This window comes from Nocardioides sp., assembly GCF_041393715.1.
Lineage (GTDB): Bacteria > Actinomycetota > Actinomycetes > Propionibacteriales > Nocardioidaceae > Nocardioides.
In genome coordinates, this window is the sequence record NZ_JAWKJQ010000010.1 from 95484 (window position 1) to 116295 (window position 20812).

Annotated in this window: 16 protein-coding genes and 1 tRNA gene; 8 read left to right on the top strand and 9 right to left on the bottom strand. The window is 71.4% G+C overall.

Annotated features, from left to right (window positions below; genetic code table 11):
- Nucleotides 1–96: 96 nt before the first annotated feature.
- Nucleotides 97–3321 (top strand): fused isobutyryl-CoA mutase/GTPase IcmF, encoded by a 3225-nt coding sequence (gene icmF / locus R2740_RS15685; protein ID WP_371303628.1) that lies wholly within the window; start codon nucleotides 97–99, stop codon nucleotides 3319–3321.
- Nucleotides 3322–3327: 6 nt separating this feature from the next.
- Here icmF and R2740_RS15690 read toward each other — a convergent pair whose 3' ends face one another.
- Both R2740_RS15690 and R2740_RS15695 read right to left on the bottom strand, forming a co-directional pair.
- Entirely contained in the window at nucleotides 3328–4527 is a 1200-nt protein-coding gene (locus tag R2740_RS15690) for a pyrophosphate--fructose-6-phosphate 1-phosphotransferase (protein WP_371303629.1), read from the bottom strand.
- A 66-nt stretch (nucleotides 4528–4593) separates the two neighbouring features.
- Nucleotides 4594–5412 (bottom strand): alpha/beta fold hydrolase, encoded by an 819-nt coding sequence (locus R2740_RS15695; protein WP_371303630.1) that lies wholly within the window; start codon nucleotides 5410–5412, stop codon nucleotides 4594–4596.
- 257 nt (nucleotides 5413–5669) lie between these two features.
- Between R2740_RS15695 and R2740_RS15700 the strand changes: the two genes are divergently transcribed.
- Entirely contained in the window at nucleotides 5670–6425 is a 756-nt protein-coding gene (locus R2740_RS15700; protein ID WP_371303631.1) for a helix-turn-helix domain-containing protein, read from the top strand.
- Nucleotides 6426–6492: 67 nt separating this feature from the next.
- Here R2740_RS15700 and menB read toward each other — a convergent pair whose 3' ends face one another.
- Both menB and R2740_RS15710 read right to left on the bottom strand, forming a co-directional pair.
- Nucleotides 6493–7326, bottom strand: coding sequence for a 1,4-dihydroxy-2-naphthoyl-CoA synthase (gene menB, locus R2740_RS15705; RefSeq protein WP_371303632.1), 834 nt, complete (start codon nucleotides 7324–7326; stop codon nucleotides 6493–6495).
- 29 nt (nucleotides 7327–7355) lie between these two features.
- Nucleotides 7356–9053, bottom strand: a complete 1698-nt coding sequence (locus R2740_RS15710) for an alpha/beta hydrolase (RefSeq protein ID WP_371303633.1) — start codon at nucleotides 9051–9053, stop codon at nucleotides 7356–7358.
- 54 nt (nucleotides 9054–9107) lie between these two features.
- Here R2740_RS15710 and R2740_RS15715 point away from each other — a divergent pair, with 54 nt between their 5' ends.
- On the top strand, nucleotides 9108–11198 hold the full coding sequence (locus tag R2740_RS15715; protein WP_371303634.1) for an alkaline phosphatase family protein: 2091 nt from the start codon (nucleotides 9108–9110) through the stop codon (nucleotides 11196–11198).
- A 47-nt stretch (nucleotides 11199–11245) separates the two neighbouring features.
- Here R2740_RS15715 and R2740_RS15720 read toward each other — a convergent pair.
- A tRNA-Tyr gene (locus tag R2740_RS15720) sits at nucleotides 11246–11326 on the bottom strand.
- 123 nt (nucleotides 11327–11449) lie between these two features.
- Between R2740_RS15720 and R2740_RS15725 the strand changes: the two genes are divergently transcribed.
- Entirely contained in the window at nucleotides 11450–11941 is a 492-nt protein-coding gene (locus R2740_RS15725) for a YajQ family cyclic di-GMP-binding protein (protein ID WP_371303635.1), read from the top strand.
- Nucleotides 11942–11952: 11 nt separating this feature from the next.
- On the opposite strand, the gene R2740_RS15730 is transcribed toward R2740_RS15725, so the two are convergent.
- A complete protein-coding gene (locus R2740_RS15730) occupies nucleotides 11953–12654 on the bottom strand; it encodes a 4a-hydroxytetrahydrobiopterin dehydratase (RefSeq protein WP_371303636.1) in 702 nt (233 codons plus the stop codon).
- A gap of 106 nt (nucleotides 12655–12760) precedes the next feature.
- Between R2740_RS15730 and R2740_RS15735 the strand changes: the two genes are divergently transcribed.
- From R2740_RS15735 to R2740_RS15745, 3 genes are all read left to right on the top strand, one after another.
- On the top strand, nucleotides 12761–13126 hold the full coding sequence (locus tag R2740_RS15735) for a DUF805 domain-containing protein (RefSeq protein ID WP_371303637.1): 366 nt from the start codon (nucleotides 12761–12763) through the stop codon (nucleotides 13124–13126).
- Between the two features lie 186 nt (nucleotides 13127–13312).
- The gene (locus R2740_RS15740) at nucleotides 13313–15277 is read left to right on the top strand and encodes a 2-oxoacid:acceptor oxidoreductase subunit alpha (protein WP_371303638.1); all 1965 of its coding nucleotides are present in this window, start codon (nucleotides 13313–13315) and stop codon (nucleotides 15275–15277) included.
- Nucleotides 15274–16365 carry a 2-oxoacid:ferredoxin oxidoreductase subunit beta gene (locus tag R2740_RS15745; RefSeq protein WP_371303639.1) on the top strand — a complete coding sequence of 364 codons (1092 nt, stop codon included), beginning with the start codon at nucleotides 15274–15276 and terminating at the stop codon, nucleotides 16363–16365. The genes R2740_RS15740 and R2740_RS15745 overlap by 4 nt, the downstream gene beginning before the upstream one ends.
- Before the next feature lie 7 nt (nucleotides 16366–16372).
- Here R2740_RS15745 and pepN read toward each other — a convergent pair whose 3' ends face one another.
- The 3 genes from pepN to R2740_RS15760 form a co-directional block, all read right to left on the bottom strand.
- The gene (pepN, locus tag R2740_RS15750) at nucleotides 16373–18850 is read right to left on the bottom strand and encodes an aminopeptidase N (protein WP_371303640.1); all 2478 of its coding nucleotides are present in this window, start codon (nucleotides 18848–18850) and stop codon (nucleotides 16373–16375) included.
- Between the two features lie 85 nt (nucleotides 18851–18935).
- Nucleotides 18936–19364, bottom strand: a complete 429-nt coding sequence (locus R2740_RS15755; RefSeq protein ID WP_371303641.1) for a hypothetical protein — start codon at nucleotides 19362–19364, stop codon at nucleotides 18936–18938.
- A gap of 89 nt (nucleotides 19365–19453) precedes the next feature.
- Nucleotides 19454–19855, bottom strand: a complete 402-nt coding sequence (locus R2740_RS15760) for a hypothetical protein (RefSeq protein ID WP_371303642.1) — start codon at nucleotides 19853–19855, stop codon at nucleotides 19454–19456.
- Nucleotides 19856–19899: 44 nt separating this feature from the next.
- Between R2740_RS15760 and rarD the strand changes: the two genes are divergently transcribed.
- Nucleotides 19900–20808, top strand: a complete 909-nt coding sequence (gene rarD, locus R2740_RS15765; protein WP_371303643.1) for an EamA family transporter RarD — start codon at nucleotides 19900–19902, stop codon at nucleotides 20806–20808.
- The last annotated feature ends 4 nt before the right edge of the window (nucleotides 20809–20812 follow it).

Sequence of the window (20812 nt, forward strand, 5' to 3'; positions counted from 1 at the left end):
CCGTGCTAGGCGCAGGTTCGGCCACTCAGCATGGTCAAGCATCAACCGTCAGCCGCCGACTCGCGAGAATTACTAGGACGTCCTACTATTGACGGCATGGCCGCCACCCAGCCCCTCCATGTCCCGACGCATCCGGTCCGCTTCGTCACCGCAGCGAGCCTCTTCGACGGGCACGACGCGTCGATCAACATCATGCGGCGGATCCTGCAGAGCCAGGGCGCCGAGGTGATCCACCTGGGCCACAACCGCTCGGTCCAGGAGGTCGTCGACGCCGCGCTCGAGGAGGACGCGCAGGGGGTGGCCGTGTCGTCCTACCAGGGCGGCCACGTCGAGTACTTCAGCTACCTCTCCGAGCGGCTGGCCGAGGCCGGCGCCGGCCACGTCAAGGTCTTCGGCGGGGGTGGCGGGGTGATCGTGCCCGACGAGATCGCCCGGCTGCGCGACGGCGGCGTCACCATCTTCTCTCCCGAGGACGGCCAGCGCCTCGGCCTCGCGGCGATGGTCAACACGATGATCGAGGCCTGCGACATCGACCCGTGGGAGCAGCGCCCCGCCTCCCCCGACGCGCTGCTGACCGGCGACCGCGCGGCGCTGGCCCGGGCGGTCAGCGGCGCCGAGCTCGGACGTCTCGACGACGCCTTCCTCGACGTCGTACGCCGGGCGGCCGCGGCGCGCGAGGTGCCGGTCCTCGGACTCACCGGCACCGGCGGCTCCGGCAAGTCCTCCCTCACCGACGAGCTGGTGCGGCGGTTCCGCACCGACCAGCAGGACAAGCTCCGCATCGGCGTGGTGGCGATCGACCCGACCCGCCGCAAGGGCGGCGGCGCGCTGCTCGGCGACCGGATCCGGATGAACTCGGTCGACGGCGACCGGGTGTTCTTCCGCAGCCTCGCCACCCGCGGCGCGCACGAGCTGCCCGAGGCGCTCGACGACGTGGTCACGCTCCTCAAGGCCGCCGGCCACGACCTGGTGATCGTCGAGACCCCCGGCATCGGCCAGGGCGACGCCGCGATCGTGCCCCACGTCGACACCAGCGTCTACGTCATGACGCCGGAGTACGGCGCCGCCTCCCAGCTGGAGAAGATCGACATGCTCGACTTCGCCGACGTGGTGGCCATCAACAAGTTCGAGCGCCGCGGTGCGGCCGACGCGATGCGCGACGTCGGCCGCCAGCTGGTCCGCAACCGCGAGGCCTTCGGGAGGAGGCCGGAGGAGATGCCGGTCTTCGGCACCTCGGCCGCGACCTTCAACGACGACGGGGTCACCGCCCTCTACCAGCATCTCCGCGGTCTGCTGGCCGGAGAGGGCCTCACCCTGGACGAGGGCGTGCTCCCCCACGTCGACGTCCGGCACTCCTCGGGCATCACCGAGGTCGTCCCGCCGCAGCGGGTGCGCTACCTCGCCGAGATCGCCGAGACCGTCCGCGGCTACCACGCCGACACGGTGGCCCACGCCGAGCAGGCGCGCCGCGTCCAGCGGCTCGAGGCGGTGGCCGCGGAGCTCGGCGAGGATGCCGGCCGGGTCCCCGAGCTGCTCGACCGGGCCCGCGCCGACCTCGACCCCGCCACCGCGCAGCAGCTCGAGCGCTGGCCGTCGGTCGTCGAGTCCTACTCCGGCGACGAGCAGGTCGTGACCGTCCGGGGCCGCGAGATCCACACCAGGCTCACACGGGAGACGCTGTCGGGCAACACGATCCCGCGCGTCGCACTTCCGGCGTACGCCGACCACGGCGAGCTGGTCTCCTTCCTGCGCCGCGAGAACCTGCCCGGCTCCTTCCCGTTCACCGCCGGCGTCTTCGCCTTCAAGCGCGACACCGAGGACCCGGCCCGGATGTTCGCCGGCGAGGGCGACCCGTTCCGCACCAACCGCCGCTTCCGGCTGCTCTCGGAGCACTCCGAGGCCAAGCGGCTCTCGACGGCCTTCGACTCGGTCACGCTCTACGGCCGCGACCCCGACCCGCGCCCCGACATCTACGGCAAGGTCGGCACCTCCGGCGTCTCCGTCGCCACCCTCGACGACATGAAGGCGCTCTACGACGGCTTCGACCTGGTCTCCCCGAGCACCTCCGTGTCGATGACGATCAACGGCCCCGCGCCGACGGTGCTCGCGTTCTTCCTCAACACCACCATCGACCAGCAGGTCGACGCGTTCCGCGAGCGTGAGGGGCGCGAGCCGACCGACGAGGAGCGCGCCGAGCTGACGGCGGGAGCCTTGCAGAACGTCCGCGGCACCGTGCAGGCCGACATCCTCAAGGAGGACCAGGGCCAGAACACCTGCCTGTTCTCCACCGACTTCTCGCTCAAGATGATGGGCGACATCCAGGAGTGGTTCATCGAGAAGGGCGTCCGCAACTTCTACTCCGTCTCGATCTCCGGCTATCACATCGCCGAGGCCGGGGCGAACCCGATCAGCCAGCTGGCGTTCACGCTCGCCAACGGCTTCACCTATGTCGAGTCCTACCTCGCCCGTGGCATGGACATCGACGACTTCGCGCCCAACCTGTCGTTCTTCTTCTCCAACGGCATGGACCCGGAGTACTCCGTGATCGGCCGGGTCGCCCGCCGGATCTGGGCGGTCGCGATGCGCGACAAGTACGCCGCCTCCGAGCGCTCGCAGAAGCTGAAGTACCACATCCAGACCTCCGGCCGATCCCTCCATGCACAGGAGATGGACTTCAACGACATCCGCACCACCCTGCAGGCGCTGATCGCGATCTACGACAACGCCAACTCCCTGCACACCAACGCCTTCGACGAGGCCGTCACCACTCCGTCGGCAGAGTCGGTGCGTCGCGCGCTGGCGATCCAGCTGATCATCAACCGCGAGTGGGGTCTGGCGATGAACGAGAACCCGCTCCAGGGCTCCTTCGTCATCGACCAGCTGACCGACCTGGTCGAGGAGGCGGTGCTCGCGGAGTTCGACCGGATCACCGAGCGCGGAGGCGTCCTCGGCGCGATGGAGACCGGCTACCAGCGCGGCCGGATCCAGGACGAGTCGATGCTCTACGAGCAGCGCAAGCACGACGGCTCGCTGCCGATCATCGGCGTCAACACCTTCCTGGCCGAGCGCCGCGAGGAGCCGCACACCGTCGAGCTCGCCCGGGCCACCGAGGAGGAGAAGGCCTCCCAGCTGTCCCGGGTGCGGGCCTTCCAGGAGACCCACCGGTCGGAGGCGGAGGCCGCCCTGGCCAGGCTCAAGGCCGCCGCCGTCGCCGGCGACAACGTGTTCGCCGTGCTGATGGACGCCGCCCGCGTCTGCTCGCTCGGCCAGGTCACCGAGGCGTTCTTCGAGGTCGGCGGGGCCTACCGGCGCAACGTGTGAGCCGTCTCAGTCCTGACCGAGCTCGGCCAGCAGCTCCACGAACCACGGCTCGGAGGGGTCGAACGGCTTGCCGCCCCGGATCCGCGGGAACTCGATCGCGCGCAGCTCGTCGCCGCGCTCCTCGTCATGCCCGATGACGCCGGACTCCCGACGTAGCGCGCAGTCGACGGCGAGGTCGGTGCACTCCTTGATCAACGCCAGGTCACGGTCGTTGGACGCGGCCGAGCGGGAGAAGTAGCCGGACTTCTGCACCATCGTCTTCTCGGCACCGAGCAGCTCGGCGAACTGCTTGGCGAACCAGGCGCCGGGGTTGACCTTGTCGAGCTGGACATGGCCGAAGGGGTCGCGCGGCACCTCCTGGCCGGCCGCCTCGAGCTCCTCGACGACCTCGGCCACGCCGGCGCCCTCGGAGAGGAAGATGTTGACGCAGTCGATCTCGTCCATCACCCCGCGCAGCCGCTTCGCCTCGGCCTGCACGTCGATGTGCCGCTCCGGCACGAACACCGCGTGGACGTCCCAGGCGCGGGGGTCGTTGCCGATGCTGGGCACCCACTCCTGCGCACCGACCCAGGCGTGGTACTCCGCCGCGGTGGCGGCGGTCAGCCAGCCGCAGTTGCGCCCCATCACCTCGTGGACGATGAGCATCCGCGGGTTGGAGGAGTGCTCGGCGATGATGTTCTGGGCATAGATCGAGCCCTGCTCGGCCGCCGTCCAGGCCCCCAGCGACTGCCGGATCGGGATCACGTCGTTGTCGATGGTCTTCGGCAGCCCGACCACGGTCAGGTCGTAGTCGTTGTCGGCGAGATAGGCAGCCAGGTCGGCGGCCGTGGTGTTGGTGTCGTCGCCGCCGATGGTGTGGAGGACGTCGACCCCGTCGGCGGTCAGCTGCTCCGCCGCGACGTGGAGCGGGTCCTGCCCCTCCTGCACGAGGCCGCGCTTGACGCAGTCGGCGACGTTGGTGAGCTTGACCCGGCTGTTGCCGATCGGGGAGCCGCCGAACCGGTGCAGCAGGTGGGCGTGCTCGCGGACGTCGGGCGTGATCTCGACGGAGTCGCCCCTGAGCAGGCCGGCGTACCCGCCGCGGTAGGCGATCAGCCGGACGTCGGGCGCCACCTCGCTGTAGCGCTCGATCAGCCCTCCCACGGCCGAGGACAGGCACGGGGCGAGGCCACCAGCGGTGAGCATGGCGACGGTCCGGACGGTCATGGGCTCCTCCTGAGAGCACGGGTGCGGTGGCCGGTGACCACGGTCGACGACTCAACCATTGTTGCGTCACCTCCGCCACCGGCGCACGCGCGTCCCGTCATCCGGGCTGACGCTGCGATAGTCCGCTACGCAAGGCACCAGGGCGCGTACGGTGCGCCCGTAGCGGACTATCGGGTTGACGCGGCGAACGAGCCGATCTCCTCCGCGAGCCGGGGAGGGCTGATCCAGCGGCACGAAGGTGCGGGCACCTCGGGATCTCGACGAGCCGCGCTGCCGAGAAGGCGGCCTGCAGCCGGTGCGCCAGCGAGATCCGGAAGAACCGGTCCTCGGGCGCCCAGCAGAGCAGGACCGGTCGCGGAACGCGCCCAACCTGGACCCGACCTCGGCGAGATCGGCGGCCCGGGCGGCCCGGGCGAACGTGGCCACGTCCCGACGGACACCCGCATCCTGGAGGTACGACGACACCCAGGGCAGGCTCTCGCCCGCGCTCAGCCGTCGGCGTACCAGGAGGCCGAAGCCGAGCACCCCGTTGCGCACGCGCGCAGACCGGGTCAGCGCCAGCAGCGGACGCGCGAACCTCGGATGCCTGGCGATGCGGAACAGCAACCCGAACGGGAAGGGAGGGAAGATCTCGAAGCCGTCGCAGTTGGTCAGCACCAGCCGACCGACCCGGTCAGGCGAGGCATCGACCACGAACTGGCAGATGGCGCCGCCGGTGTCGTTGCCCACCAGCGTGACGTCGTCGAGATCCATCCGATGCATCAGCTCGGACACCAGGCTCGCGACCCCGCGCGGCGACAGGTCGGCGCCGGCGCGCATCGCGGGGCGATGGGCACCCAGCGGCCAGGTGGGCACCAGGCAACGGAACCCCCGGGCGGCCACCATGCCGGGCACCTCCCCCACAGCGTGCCGTCGACCAGGAAGCCGTGCACGAACAGCACCACCGGCCCCGAGGGCGGCCCCAGCTCCCGGAACCGCACCGTTCCGGCCTGACAGCTCGATGTCCTGCATCCCACGACCTCTCGTTCGACTGCGCCAGCGTGCAGGTGACCCGGGCGACCTGGCGATGACCTCCGAGGTCATCGGCGAACGGCGCCTCACGACCTAGGCTCGACGCATGTCGTCGGCACCGGTCCCCACCGTTGGCCCGCTGCCGTCAGTGGCGCGAGGACCGTCGTCTCAGCCAGCTCGAGCTGGCCTCACGCGCCGCGGTCAGCACCCGCCACCTCAGCTTCGTCGAGACCGGCAAGGCACGCCCGACCGCGGCCATGATCGAGCGGCTGGCCGACCAGCTCGACGTGCCACTGCGGGAGCGCAACGACCTGCTGCTCGCCGGCGGCTTCGCCCCTCGGTACGGCGTCCGCGGCCTCGACGACGACGACCTCGCCCCGGTGCTGGACGGCCTGCGCCGGGTGCTCGACGCCTACCTGCCCGCGCCGGCGCTGCTCCTCGACGACCGCTGGGACGTCGTCGACGCCAACACTGCGGCCTTCCAGCTGATGGCCGACTGCGACCCGGCCCTGCTCGAGCCGCCGATCAACGCGATCCGGGTCAGCCTGCACCCCGGCGGCCTGGCGCCGCGCATCCGCAACCTGCCCGTGTGGGGCGCCAACATCCACCAGCGGGTCCGGATGCGCGCCGAGCGTCGCCGGGACCCGGCACTGTGGGCGCTGGCCGAGGAGATCGCCGGCTATGTCGACGTCCGCGCCCAGCCGCCGGCGACCGACCCGGTGCTCGCGGTCGAGCTGGAGACCGAGGACCAGGGCTGCGTCCGGTTCTTCGGGCTGGCCACCCAGCTGGAGACCGCCACCGACGTCACCCTGGCCGAGCTCCACCTCGAGGCGTTCCTCCCGGCGGACGCCGCTTCACAGGAGTGGCTGATCGCCGCCCTCCGATAGTCCGCTACGTAGAGCACCACATGTCCCGGAGAACTGGTGCTTTGCGTAGCGGACTATCGCCCCAGGGTCACGCGCGCCGGGGGAACTGGGTGAAGTCGGGGGTGCGCTTGGCCTTGAACGCCTCGCGACCCTCCTGGGCCTCCGCCTGTCCGTAGAACAGCAGGTTGGCGTCGTGGGCCAGCTGCTGGATGCCGGCATAGCCGTCCTCGTGGGCGTGGAACGACAGCTTCGAGAGCCGCAGCGCCCACGGGGAGAGCGCCAGCATCTCGCGACACCACCTGACGGTCTCGGCCTCCAGGTCGGCCAGCGGCACCACGGTGTTGACCAGCCCCATTTCGAGGGCCTGCTCGGCGTCGTACTGCCGGCAGAGCATCCAGATCTCCTTGGCCTTCTTGGGTCCCACCAGGTCGGAGAGGATCGAGGCGCCGTAGCCGCCGTCGAACGACCCGACCTTCGGGCCGACCTGGCCGAAGCGGGCGTTGGCGGCGGCGATGGTGAGGTCGCAGACCAGGTGCAGCACGTGGCCGCCCCCGATCGCCCAGCCGGCGACCATGGCGATGATCGGCTTGGGGCAGCGTCGCATCGCGACGTGCAGGTCGGTCACGTGGAAGCGGCCGGTGGCCGCCTCGTCGGTCTTGTAGCCGGAGTCGCCGCGCACCCGCTGGTCGCCGCCGGAGCAGAACGCCTTGTCACCCGCGCCGGTGAGGATGATGACCCCGACCGACTCGTCCTCCCGGGCGACCATCAGCGCGTCCGACACCTCGATCAGCGTCTGCGGCCGGAAGGCGTTGTGCACCTCGGGCCGGTTGATCGTGATCTTGGCGATGCCGTCGGACGTCGTCTCGTAGACGATGTCGGTGTAGTCCCCGGAGGCGCGCCAGTCGATGGTGGTGTCGGTCATGCCCGTCATTGTGCCGGGCTGAGCCGGGCCTACTCGACCCGGCTCGGCGCCAGCTCCTGCATCTGGGTGACCAGCCGCTCGGTGTCCTCGGCCGACCAGCCCGAGGGAGGCAGGATCGCGGCCCACGCCCGGGCCGGCTCCTGGCCGAACTCGTGCCCCTGGCCGGCCGGGACGGCGTTGGCGACCATCTGGTCGGCCGCCACCTGGAGCATGGTCACCACCGGGAACCAGCGGGTGTGGTCGCTGACGTCACGCCCGCGCGGCTCGCTGAGCCAGTCGGGCTTCTCCAGGGCCAGCGACCAGTCCCACCAGGTGATCGGGTCGTTGGCGTGCTGGAGGTAGCCGACCCGCGGCGCCGTCCACTCGCCGAGGGAGGTCCAGTCGGAGGGCTGGTCGGCGAAGCGGACCGTGCGACCGCCGTCGTAGACCGGCAGCACCTCCGGCGTACCGGCGTCACGCTCGGCCGTGAACCGGCTCCACAGGCGGTTGCCGTTGGGTGGCCCGACGAAGAGCGCGCCGTCGGTGCGGTTGGCGAGGTCCTGGGCCCCGCTGAACGCGGCCTCCCCGCCGAAGGTGCCGAGGCTCTCGCCGCTGACCACGAGCAGGGGCCGCTGGTCGGCCGGCAGGGTGCTCCAGTGCGCGTAGACCGCGTCGAAGAGCAGCCGGCCGGCGTCCTGGGCGCGGTCGCCGTCGACCAGGAAGGACATCCAGCTCGGGAGGTAGGAGTACTGCATGCTGACGGTGGCCGTGTCGCCGGCCCAGAGGTACTCCAGCGCCTGCGCCTGGTTCTCGTTGACCCAGCCGCGGCCGGTGCCGGTGACGACGTTGAGGACCGCCCGGTCGAAACCGCCGGTCCGCTCCAGCTCGTCGACCGCGCGCTGCGCCTGGTCGGCAAGGTCGGCGAGGTCGAGGCCGTCCGCGGCGCCGACGTAGGCGCGCACCGGCTGCTCGGCAGCCCCCCCGGTGAAGGCGGCGATGTCCTCGGCCGTCGGGGTGTTGGCGATGAAGACCCGGCCCTGCCGGCCCAGCTCGGCCCAGCTCTCGCCGGACCGCGGGCCACCGGACACGGTCGCCCCGGTCGGCGCCAGCTCGGCGGTGCTGTACTCGTCGTTGACGGCCGCGAAGGTCGCGTCGAGCGTGCCGACCACTCCCCCGCTGAGTGGACCGGTCACCACGGCCCACACCAGCCAGGTCACCAGCAGGCCACCGGCGACCAGCGCCACCCGCTCCGGGAGCACCCGCTCGATCTGCCGTGCCACCCAGCGCCCCGCGGCCTTGAGCCCGCGGGCGACCAGCAGCAGGATCACGAACAGGACGGCGAGCAGCAGCAGCATCTGCAGGTCGGCACCGAGCCCGTCGCGCGCGACCCCGACGTCGTCGCGCAGCTGGTCGTCCCAGCGGTGCGAGAGCACCAGCGCGACCGCCGTCCCCAACGCGCCGGCCACCCCGACCACCCGCCAGGTACGCCGGCGGGCCGGCCCCGCGTCGAGACGGACGCCACTGCTGCGCAGCATCCAGCCGGCCAGCGCGCCGACGCCGTAGCCCAGCGCCGCCGACACGGCCGTCACCAGGCCCTGGAAGACCGGGCCGAGCGGCAGCAGCGACGGGGTCAGCGACGCCCACGCGAACAGCAGGGCGCCCACGGTGGGGGCCAGCGGTGCACGCAGCTGGCGGACGGCCCACGAGCGGACACGTCGGCGCGTGGCCACACCCTGGGACTCGAGCACGGACGCGATTCTCGCACCCCACGGCGCCGCCCCGAGACCCGGTATCTTGCCGCCATGAGCGACCCGCGCCCCCGGCGCTGGCTGGTGTTCCGCGCCGGCGACGTCGTCCGCGCGCTCCTCGGGCTGGTCGGTGCTGCCCTCGGCCTGCTCGTCGCGTCGTGGCTGGTGCCGAGCTTCAGCGTCGACGGTCCGGTGCAGGCCTTCGTGGTGGCCGTCAACGTGGCGGTCTGGGGCTTCCTGCTGCGCCCCGTGCTGGTGCGGCTGTCGGTGTTCTTCGGGTGGGCGGGGGCGGCGCTGGTCGGCCTCTTCGGACAGGCCACGATCATCTGGCTGGCCACCCTCGACCTCGAGGACACCCGGATCAGCAGCGTGCTCGGCGCGGTGCTCGCCTCCTGGGTCGTGGCCGCGGTCGGCATGGCGTTCTCGTGGGTCGCCACGGCCGGCACCGAGGACGCCGTCACGGCCCAGCTGCTGCGCCGGGCGAAGCGCCGACCGGTCTCCGTCGCCGACCCGGACGTCCCCGGCGTGGTGTTCGTCCAGATGGACGGCGTGCCCTACCCGGTCCTCGACTGGAGCGTGCGGGCCGGGACCCTACCCACCCTGTCCCGGTGGATCCGCAGCGGCTCGCACCAGATGGCGGAGTGGCGACCCAAGCTGCCCGCCACCACGCCCGCCAGCCAGATGGGCATCCTGCACGGCACCATCGACGGCATCCCCGCCTTCCGGTGGGTCGACCGCGACGAGGGCAAGGTCTATGTCGCCAACAAGCCCGCCGACGCCGCGCTGATCGAGGCGCGGCACTCCGACGGCACCGGCCTGCTGGCCGACGACGGGGTGTCGGTCAGCAACCTGTTCACCGGCGACGCGCCCACGGCCTACGCCACGATGAGCGCGGTCCAGCGGACCCAGGAGACACGGGAGACCCGGCTCACCCTGGCCGGTTTCCTCGCCAGCCCCAACGGTCTGGCCCGCGCGATCCCGCGAATGGTCGGCGAGATGGCGCGCGAGCGGTTCCAGTCGAGACGCGCCATCCGCCGCGACATCCGGCCCCGCGTCCACCGAGGCTGGGGCTTCGTCGGCGAGCGTGCCGCGCTGGCCGGCGTACTCCGGGACCTGAACACGTCGCTGGTCGCCGACGCGATGCTCAAGGGGCGCCGCTCGGTCTACGTCGACTACGTCGACTACGACGCGATCGCTCACCATGCCGGGACGCTGCGGCCGGAGTCGCTCGAGGCCCTGACCGCGATCGACGAGGTGCTGGCGCGGCTCGAGGCGGTGGCGCAGGTCGCGCCGCGGCGCTACCACCTGGTGGTGCTCAGCGACCACGGCCAGTCGCAGGGCACGATCTTCGCCGAGCGCTACGACGAGGACCTGGCGACGCTCGTCGCCCGGCTCGCCGACACCGCCGTGGTCGACGCGAGCGAGAACACCGAGGGCTCCGGCGCCCTGCACTCGATGCTGGCGTCGTCGAGCAGCGACGACACGGTCCTGGGCCGGGCCCTGGCGCGCAGCAGCGCCCGGCTCGCCGAGCGCACCTTCGCGGAGAGCGACCAGGCGGCCGCCACCGAGGAAACCGCCGGCGAGGGCGGCGAGGGCGAGCCGTTCCTGGTCTTCGGCTCCGGCAACCTCGGGCTGGTCTACGTCGCGGGCGAGTCGCACCGGCTGACCCTGCAGGAGCTGAGCGACCGCTACCCCGCCCTGGTCCCCGGCCTGGTGGCGCATCCGGGGATCGGCTTCGTCGTGGTCGCCACCGAGGAGCACGGACCGGTGGCGCTCGGCCCCGGCGGAGAGCACCGGGTGCGGGACGGCGTCATCACCGGCGAGGACCCGCTGGCGGCGTACGGCGACCAGGCGGCGGAGTTCGTGCTCCGCGCGGCCACCATGCCCGAGGCCCCGGACATCTACGTCAACAGCATCATCGACGAGATGGGCGAGGTGGCCGCCTTCGAGGGACTGGTCAGCTGTCACGGGGGACTGGGCGGCTGGCAGGACCGCGCCATGCTGGTCTGGCCGGCCGAGCTGCCCGCCCCCGACGGGATGGTGGTCGGCGCCGACGCGCTGCACCAGGTCCTGGTCGGCTGGCTGGAGCACCTCGGCCAGCGCCGCGACGTACGCCGGCGGGGCCGGGCCACGACGGAAGCGTGAGGAACGCCGAAGGGCGGACCCGAGGCCGGGCCCGCCCTTCGCGCGCGTGGCAGGTGAAGGATTCGAACCTTCGAAGCTTTCGCGACGGATTTACAGTCCGCTCCCATTGGCCGCTCGGGCAACCTGCCGGCGCGTCCCCCGGGTTTGAGCCCGGCGGAGCAAGAGGAAACAATAGCCGAGCCCGCTGGCACGACGAAAACCGAGGCGGGCCCCCGCGAGACCCGCACCACCGCACCCAGGAGGCGCACGCCATGGCCGACTCGTCTTTCGACATCGTCAGCAAGATCGACCGCCAGGAGGTCGACAACGCCCTCGGGCAGGCGGCCCGTGAGGTCGCCACCCGCTTCGACTTCAAGGGCACCGGCGCCACCATCGCCTGGCAGGGCGAGGAGGCCATCGAGATCTCCGCCTCCGCCGACGACCGGGCCCGGGCCGTCCTCGACGTCTTCCAGCAGAAGCTCATCAAGCGCGGTCAGAGCCTGAAGATCCTCGACGCCTCCGAGCCCCGGCAGTCGGGTCAGCAGTCGAAGATCGGCGTCGCCCTCAAGGAGGGCATCAGCTCCGAGAACGCCAAGAAGATCGCCAAGCTGATCCGCGACAAGGGCCCCAAGGGCGTGAAGACACAGATCCAGGGCGACGAGCTGCGCGTCTCGAGCAAGAAGCGCGACGACCTCCAAGCCGTGATCGCGCTGGTCAAGGAGCAGGACTACGACTTCGCGGTGCAGTTCACCAACTACCGCTGACCGACCGCCGATCAGCCGGCAGCGGACACGTCGGCGCAGACGACTCCCCGGTTGCCCTCCTGGTCGGCGATCACGGTGAGGCCGGGGCTGTTGCTGTCGTCGACGACGGTGCCGCCCGCCGCGACGGCCGCGGCGACCCGCTGCTCGACCACCTCCGGCGGCACATAGACCTCCACATGGAACCGCTCCCGCGCGGTCCCCGACGTGTCGGCGTCTCCGAACCAGAGGTTGGGCACCCGGCCGGTCGCATCGCGGACCTCGTCGCTGGGCGTCCCGCGACCCTGCGACTCCGCGCTCCCCGTCAGCAGGGCGGCCCACACGGGCGCGATGGTCGCCGACGCCGCGGTGTCGAGCCCGAGCTCGATCTCGCTGACCGACGCGGGATCGGCATCGAGGGCGTGGCCGGCGGCGATCTCGGTGATCCGGCGCGCGAGGTCGACGTCTTGCTGGGTGACCCACTCGACGATGTACTCGGTGCCGTCGTCGTCGCGAAAGACGGCCTCGTCGGTGACCAGCTCGAGGTCGACGTGGCCACGCCCGATCGACACCCGCGGATGGTGGCCGAGCTCGTCACCCGCCTCCGCCACCGCGGCCACGAACCGCGCCCCCGCGCCGAAGCCGGGAGTGAGATAGCGAGCGTGCAGCCCCTGGGCCAGCTTGCGCCAGTCGGCCAGCCCTGCCTCACCGATCCGTTCGCCGCGCAACATGTCCATGACCCTCACCCTAGGCACTCGACACGCGCGGCGGCACCATGCGCCGGAGCGAGACCGCACCCCTTCCGCTCGATACGCTGCTGGCGGTCCCACGACAGGAGTCGACATGTCCTTCGGTGAAGCAGTCTCATCCGTCCTGAACCAGTACGTCGGCTTCGAGGGCCGCGCCCGTCGGCGGGAGTACTGGTTCTGGGTGCTGGCCCTCGTGCTCGCCGAGATCGTGGCCGGCATCGTCTACGGCATGTCGCACACCCTCGGCGGCATCCTCCTCGCGATCATCGGCATCGGCACCATCGTGCCCACCATCGCGGTGAGCATCCGCCGGCTGCACGACACCGACCGGTCCGGATGGTGGCTGCTCCTCGGCCTGGTCCCGTTCGGTGCTCTGGTGCTGTGGGTCTTCTACCTGATGGACGGGACGCCCGGCGACAACCAGTACGGCCCCTCGCCCAAGGCCGTCGCGGCGGCGTAGCCACCCGCCGGCCGGGCGCACGACCGTCCGGCCGCAGGATGCGTGACCGGCGTCACGCCACGCCGAGCGTCCGGAGGCCGGCGCAGGCTGGGGTGCGGCCGGCCGCAGGGCTATCGTGGGTGGTCGCTGGGGCGGTCGTCGCCGGGACGAACCCCGCCCGCCCGGCGACGAGAAGGCAGGCGAAAGGTGACCAAGCAGGTCAAGCAGCTCGACCGCGTCATCATCAGGTTCGCAGGTGACTCCGGCGACGGGATGCAGCTGACCGGTGACCGCTTCACCCAGCAGTCGGCGGCCTTCGGCAACGACCTGTCCACGCTGCCCAACTTCCCGGCCGAGATCCGCGCCCCGCAAGGCACCCTGCCGGGGGTGTCCTCGTTCCAGGTGCACTTCGCCGACCACGACATCCTGACGCCGGGCGACGCGCCCGACGTGCTGGTGGCCATGAACCCGGCCGCGCTGCGCGCCAACCTGGGCGACCTGCCCCCGGGCGCGACGGTCATCGTCGACACGCACGACTTCACCGACCGCAACCTCGCCAAGGCGGGCTACTCCGGGAACCCCCTCGACGACGACTCGCTCGATTCCTATCTCGTGCATCCGGTCGACCTCACCGGGATGACCGTGGAGGCGGTGAAGGAGTTCGGGCTCTCCCGCAAGGACGCCGGCCGGGCCAAGAACATGTTCGCGCTCGGCCTGGTCTCGTGGATGTACGGCCGTCCGGTCGAGACCACCGTCGACTTCCTCAGCCGGCGCTTCGCGAAGGTCCCCGACATCCGCGACGCCAACATCACCGCCTTCACGGCGGGATGGAACTTCGGCGAGACGACCGAGGCGTTCGCCGTCTCCTACGAGATCAAGCCCGCGACGATGCCGCCGGGCACCTACCGCAACATCACCGGCAACCTGGCGCTGGCCTACGGTCTGGTCGCCGCCGGCGTGCAGTCCGGGCTGCCGGTCTTCCTCGGCTCCTACCCGATCACTCCGGCCTCCGACGTGCTCCACGAGCTGAGCAAGCACAAGTCGTTCGGGGTGACGACCTTCCAGGCCGAGGACGAGATCGCCGGCATCGGCGCCGCGCTCGGGGCCAGCTTCGCGGGTCACCTCGGAGTGACCACGACCTCCGGGCCGGGCATCGCGCTGAAGTCGGAGACCATCGGTCTCGCGGTGATGACCGAGCTCCCGCTGCTGGTGGTCGACGTGCAGCGCGGAGGCCCCTCGACCGGACTGCCGACCAAGACCGAACAGGCCGACCTGCTGCAGGCGATGTTCGGCCGCAACGGCGAGGCTCCGGTGCCGATCGTGGCTCCCCGCTCGCCGGGAGACTGCTTCCAGACGGCCCTCGAGGCGGCCCGGATCGCGGTGACCTACCGCACCCCGGTGATGCTGCTCTCCGACGGCTACCTCGCCAACGGCTCGGAGCCGTGGCGCATCCCCGAGCTCGACGAGCTGCCGACCATCGACCCTGGGTTCGCCACCCGGACCAACCAGCGTGACGAGGACGGGTCGGAGGAGTTCTGGCCCTACCTCCGTGACGAGGCCACCCTGGCGCGGCCCTGGGCGATTCCCGGCACGCCGGGGCTCGAGCATCGCATCGGCGGCCTGGAGAAGGCCGACGGCAACGGCAACATCTCCTACGACCCCGCCAACCACGACTTCATGGTGCGCAGCCGGCAGGCCAAGGTCGACCGGATCGCCGCGTCCCTGCCGCCGATCGAGGTCGACGACCCGTCCGGAGCCCCCGGCGCAGGCGAGGCCAAGGTGCTGGTGCTCGGCTGGGGCTCGACCTACGGCCCCATCGGAGCCGGCGTACGACGGGTGCGGCGCGCGGGGTTCGCCGTGGCGCAGGCACACCTGCGCCACCTCAACCCGTTCCCCGCAGACCTGGGCGACGTGCTGGCCCGCTACGACAAGGTGCTCGTCCCGGAGATGAACCTCGGCCAGCTGGCGATGCTGCTGCGTGCCCGCTACCTCGTCGACGTGATCGGCTACAACCGCGTGCAGGGACTTCCCATCAAGGCCGGTGAGCTCGCCGAGGCGATCGCCGAGCTGGTCTCCCAGTCCGAGGGTGTCCGGGTCGACCTGACCGGCACCGAGGACCACACCCGCGAGGCCCACGGCCGCCAGATCCAGTCCGAGGGGGCGCTGTCGTGACCAGCACCGACCTGCCCTTCCCCGGCCTCCACTCCGGCATCGAGCGGGTGCCCCGGCTCGCGGAGGACCAGCCGGCCCAGACCGGCAAGGACTTCACCTCCGACCAGGAGGTCCGCTGGTGCCCGGGCTGCGGCGACTACGCCGTGCTCAAGGCGGTGCAGAGCTTCCTGCCCGATCTGGGACTGCGCCGCGAGAACATCGTCTTCATCTCCGGCATCGGCTGCTCCTCGCGGTTCCCCTACTACCTCGACACCTACGGGATGCACTCCATCCACGGACGGGCGCCGGCGATCGCGACCGGCATCGCCACCGCCCGGGAGGACCTCTCGGTCTGGGTCGTGACCGGCGACGGCGATGCGCTCTCGATCGGCGGCAACCACCTGATCCATGCGCTGCGCCGCAACATCAACATGACGATCCTGCTGTTCAACAACCGGATCTACGGCCTCACCAAGGGCCAGTACTCCCCCACGTCCGAGCCGGGCAAGGTCACCAAGTCCACGCCGGTCGGCTCGATCGACCATCCGTTCAACCCGGTCTCGCTGGCGCTGGGCGCCGAGGGCTCCTTCGTGGCGCGCACCATCGACTCCGACCGCAAGCACCTCACCGGCGTGCTGTCCGCCGCCGCGGCGCACCGGGGGACGTCCTTCGTCGAGATCTACCAGAACTGCCCGATCTTCAACGACGGCGCCTTCGACGCCGTCAAGGGCCGCGACACCGAGGACGCCATCATCCCGTTGGTCCACGGCGAGCCGATCCGGTTCGGCAAGGACGGCGGCAAGGGGCTGATCCGCGACGCCGCCGGTGGCGGCGTCAAGATCGCCGAGGTCGCCGAGGTCGGCGAGGAGTCCCTGTTGGTCCACGACGCCTACCAGCCCGACCCGAGCACCGCCTTCGCGATCTCCCGCCTCACCGACGCCGGCCACCTCCACCAGGCGCCGATCGGCATCTTCCGCCAGGTCGAGCGGCCGACGTACGACGACCAGGCGCGCGCCCAGGTCACGACCGCGGAGGCGCTGGTCGACCAGGCCCGCGAGGCTCAGCTCGCGTCGCTGATCACCGGCAGCGACACCTGGACCGTGGTCTGAGGCCCCCTCAGCCGCCGGGGCGCAGCCCACGCACCGTCAGGACGGCGTCGAGGTCGTCGAGCGCGTCGGCCCAGCGTCGGCGCAGGAGTGTCGGCACGGAGCCGGCCAGGGTGTCCGCCAGGGCCGCACGGAAGTCCGCCACCACGGCGTCGGGCAGGGGGAGCCACGGGAAGATGTCGGCGATCGTCCGCGCGAACCCCTGTCCGTGTCCGGCGACCCAGCCGGGGCCGGCCTCGAGGTAGCCCCACAGGTAGTCGGTGACGAGGGCGTGGTGACCGGGATGGAACAGGCCACGGCCGAGCGCCTGGAACTCCCGACCGGACAGGTCAGCGGTCAGCAGCATCGTCCAGGCCCACCGCTTGGCCTCGTCGGTGGGCGACGCCGCCCGAGCCCGCAGCCCCGCTAGCTGTCCGTCGGTGGACCGGTCCCGCTGCAGCTCCTCGTCGACGAGGGAGGGGTCGTCGCCCCCGGCGACCAGCCGACGCACCAGGTCCCAGCGCAGGGCTGGGTCGAGGTCGACGCCGGTGTCGGCGCGGCCCGAGGTGAGCCAGCCGCGCAGCCGACCCAGGTCGGGGCTGGTCCCGATGAGCACCCGGGTCGCGTCCCTCGACAGGGTCGGGGCGGAGACCACCCGGTCGGCCGCCTCCGAGACGGCGGCCAGCAGGTCGGCGTGCTGGTCCGGGTCGGCGAACCGCTGGGCGATCCACCGCACCACGTGCTCCTCGACGCCGACGAACACGATCGGATGGCGCTCGCCGCCCAGATGGCGCTCGACGAGGTCGCGCAGCCTCGGGACCGACAGGTCGCCGGACTCGCACCGTTCGAGCTCGTGCGCCCAGAGCATCGCGCGGGCGAGCGGGTCCGCGACCGACGAGAGATGGGAGGCGACGGCCTCCTCCGTCGCCGAGTCGAGGCGGACGAGGGCGTAGGTGTCCTCCGCGGTGTTGGGCACCACCAGCAGCCCCGACCAGTCGGTGAGTCGCACGGGGTCGGACTCGAGGTCGACCGTCCGGTGCGCCACCGTGCGGGGCCGATGGTCGAAGGCCGTGACGCCGAGGCGGTGCGGGCGGCTGCCGAGCCGGGTCAGCACGGGGACCCCGGCGGCGTCGACCGTGGCCTCGATGACGTCGAAGCCGGTGGTGCGCAGCCACCCGTCGGCCCAGCCGCGCACGTCCCGGTCGGTCACCCCGTCGAGCGCGTCCAGGTAGTCGGCGAGGTCGGCGTTGTCGAACCGATGCGCAGTGAGATAGCGATCGGACCCCGCCGCGACCGTGTCCTCGCCCAGCCAGGTCACCAGCTGGCGCAGCACCGCGTTGCCCTTCGCGTAGGTGATCATGTCGAAGTTCCCGAGCGCCGTGTCCACGTCGACGACGTCGGCGGCGTCCGGGGCCACCGGGTGGGTCGAGCGTCGTCGGTCTGCACGGTAGGCCGTCGGCTTGCGAGCGAGCGCAAGGTCGACCCACGTCGCGTCATGGCCCACGGCATGGCCGACGGCGTAGCCCATGTAGTCGGCGAAGGACTCGTTGAGCCACGAGTCCTCCCACCAGCGCATCGTCACCAGGTCCCCGAACCACATGTGGGCCATCTCGTGCGCGATCACCTCCGCGCGGGCCAGGGACTCGCGGGGCGTCGGCTCCCCTCGCGGCAGGAACAGCTCGTGGAACGTGACCGCTCCAGGCATCTCCATCGCCCCCCAGGTGAGTCCGGCGACGAACACCTGGTGGTAGTCATCGAACGGATAGGGCTCGGTGAAGACGCGTTGGTAGTGGTCGAAGCAGTCGTCGGTGAGGCGACGCAGCTCGGCGGAGTCGCGGTCGAGCAGTGCGGCCTGCGAGCCCCGCACGTGCCAGCCGAACGTCGCCTCGCGCTCGCCGTCGCCGGTGCGGACCGAGCGCTCCCAGGTGTGGGAGTACCACGGCCCGCCACAGAGCACGAAGAGGTACGGCGGGATCCTCGGGGTCGCCGAGAACGTCCAGCGGTCGTGGTCGCCATGTCCGGTTCGCTCGCGGACGCGCCCGTTGGCGAGCACCGTCCAGTGCGACGGCGCCGCGACCGAGAGGGCGACGGTCGCCTTGAGGTCGGGTTGGTCGAAGCACGCGAACACCCGCTGGGCGACGTCCATCCCGCAGAGCGCCGAGGTGTAGCGCTCCCCGTCGGCCACATCCACCATGGTGTGCATCCCCTCGCCGTCACCGACGTAGGGCAGCCGCGCGCTGATGCGGACCTCGTTGGTCCGGCGGAGGTCCGAGAGCACGATCCTGTCGTCGACGTAGGTGGCCTCGCGCTCGACGCCGTCCCGCCAGATCCTGACGTCCTCCGCGTCGGCGAGCTCGAGGAACGTCGTCGCGCCCGACTCGCGGGACTCGAAGCGGATCGTCGTCAGGCTGGTGAAGGCCTGCTCGTCAGTGAGGTCGAGGAACACCTCGTAGGCCACGGCGCCCACGATCCGGGAGCGAGCGCGGGCCTCCTGCCAGGTGAGCGACATGCGGCCGACCGTACCGCGACCTACGACGCGACCGGGCCCGTCGACCACTCAGGTCGACGGGCCCGGTCGTGGATCGTGGCGGCGCTCAGATCCAGTAGAGCTTGATCTTCGGGCTCAGCGAGGCCTCGAAGCCGCCGGAGGCCTTGACCCGGGCCTGGTAGACGACCTTGCCCTTGTTGGGCACGGCGACGTAGGCCTTGTACTTGCTCTTGGAGTTGGTCTTGACGGTCTTGTAGGACACCATCTTGCAGCCGTTGGAACCGCACTTGCGCTTCTTGATGATGACCGTCTTGTTCTTGTAGGTGCCCGAGACCTTGCCGAAGACCCAGGCGGTCTTGCCCTTGTTGTCGGCGCTGATCGTGATGGTCCGGGTGGTCAGGGTCGCCTTGGCCGTGGGCGCGGCGGACGCGCGGGACCCGAGCTCGCTCGGTGCAGCCTGCGCGGGCGCTGCCAGGCCGAGGGCGACCGGCGCCGTCAGTGCGGCCGAGACGAGCAGAGTGGTGATGCGGTTCACGAGTTATCCCCCGTAGGTCGGTGTGCTGTCGCCGTCACCCTACCCAGGGCGAACGGGCTCTAATCATCTGACCCGGACGAGTTTCGCGACTACCCGAGGAAGACCTTCCACACGCCGCTGAGAGACACGTCGTAGCCGCCGTAGGCGGGCACCTTGGCCCGGTAGAACCACGTGCCCTTGCGCGGCACGGCGATCTCCTGCTTGTAGTGCACCGTGTCATCGGTCGTGGTCTTGGCATAGAACTTCCAGGCGCACTTGCGGCACTTCTTGCGCTGGACGTAGACGGCTCTGCCCGGGTCGCCGGGGTCGACCTTGCCCTTGAAGATCAGGTGGCCCTTGTTCTTCACCACCTTGGACACCACGGTGCGGGTCGGCAGGGGGTCGGTGCCGGCGGCCGCCGCCGGGCCGGCGGTCGGCCCCGCGGTCAGGCCGGCGACCAGCGCCGCGGTGATCACGGAGGCGGCGAGCGTGCCCGATCCGGTGGCCGTCATGGATCCCCCTCAGTCGCCGGCACGCCCGGCCCTATGCTGGCGCGGTGTCGGAGTCGCGCCGTGGTCTGTTGTTCGGCGTCGCGGCCTACACCATGTGGGGCGCCTTCCCACTCTACTGGCCGCTGCTGAAGCCCGCGGGCGCCATGGAGATCCTCGCCCACCGGGTGCTGTGGTCGGCCGTGGTGATGGGGCTGCTGGTGGTCGCGCTGCGCCGACGGGCGGCGTTCGCGGCGATCCTGCGCGACCGCCGACGGTTGCTGATCCTGTCCGGCGCCGCCGCCGTGATCAGCGTCAACTGGCTGACCTACATCTGGGCGGTCAACCACGACCGGGTGGTGGAGTCGAGCCTGGGCTACTTCATCAACCCCCTGGTCAGCGTGCTGATGGGCATCGTGGTGCTCGGTGAACGGCTCCGCCGCGAGCAGTGGGTGGCCGTCGCGGTCGCCGTGGTCGCGGTCGGGGTGCTGACCATCGACTACGGCCAGGTGCCGTGGGTGGCGCTGGTGCTGGCCTGCTCGTTCGGGACCTATGGGCTGGCGAAGAAGGTCGCAGGCGTCGGCGCCGTGGAGTCGCTGTCGTTCGAGACCGTCGTGATCGCGCCCGTGGCGGCGGCGTACCTCGGTTGGCTCATCTCCCACGGCGACTCCACGTTCGCGGGAGAGGGCGTCGGTCACGCGCTGCTGCTCGCCTCGACCGGGCTGGTGACGGCGATCCCACTGATCTGCTTCGGCGCGGCCGCGACCAGGATCCCGCTGGTCACGCTGGGGCTGCTGCAGTACCTCGCGCCGGTCTTCCAGTTCGCGCTCGGCGTCTGGTGGTTCCACGAGGCGATGCCGGTGGGCCGCTGGCTGGGCTTCGTCCTGGTGTGGCTCGCGCTCGCCCTGTTCACCGTCGAGGCGTGGCGGCATCGCCGTCGACAGCTCCGGCTGGTGGCGGAGACGTCGGCGGCGTGAGGGG

What these genes read in the sequence shown, in the direction of transcription:
- menB (WP_371303632.1), bottom strand. Translation starts at nt 7,326, where the DNA reads ATGACCGACACCACCATCGACTGGCGCGCCTCCGGGGACTACACCGAC.
- R2740_RS15715 (WP_371303634.1), top strand. Translation starts at nt 9,108, where the DNA reads ATGAGCGACCCGCGCCCCCGGCGCTGGCTGGTGTTCCGCGCCGGCGAC.
- icmF (WP_371303628.1), top strand. Translation starts at nt 97, where the DNA reads ATGGCCGCCACCCAGCCCCTCCATGTCCCGACGCATCCGGTCCGCTTC.
- R2740_RS15730 (WP_371303636.1), bottom strand. Translation starts at nt 12,654, where the DNA reads ATGGACATGTTGCGCGGCGAACGGATCGGTGAGGCAGGGCTGGCCGAC.
- R2740_RS15725 (WP_371303635.1), top strand. Translation starts at nt 11,450, where the DNA reads ATGGCCGACTCGTCTTTCGACATCGTCAGCAAGATCGACCGCCAGGAG.
- R2740_RS15760 (WP_371303642.1), bottom strand. Translation starts at nt 19,855, where the DNA reads ATGACGGCCACCGGATCGGGCACGCTCGCCGCCTCCGTGATCACCGCG.
- R2740_RS15695 (WP_371303630.1), bottom strand. Translation starts at nt 5,412, where the DNA reads ATGGTGGCCGCCCGGGGGTTCCGTTGCCTGGTGCCCACCTGGCCGCTG.
- R2740_RS15690 (WP_371303629.1), bottom strand. Translation starts at nt 4,527, where the DNA reads ATGACCGTCCGGACCGTCGCCATGCTCACCGCTGGTGGCCTCGCCCCG.
- R2740_RS15735 (WP_371303637.1), top strand. Translation starts at nt 12,761, where the DNA reads ATGTCCTTCGGTGAAGCAGTCTCATCCGTCCTGAACCAGTACGTCGGC.
- pepN (WP_371303640.1), bottom strand. Translation starts at nt 18,850, where the DNA reads ATGTCGCTCACCTGGCAGGAGGCCCGCGCTCGCTCCCGGATCGTGGGC.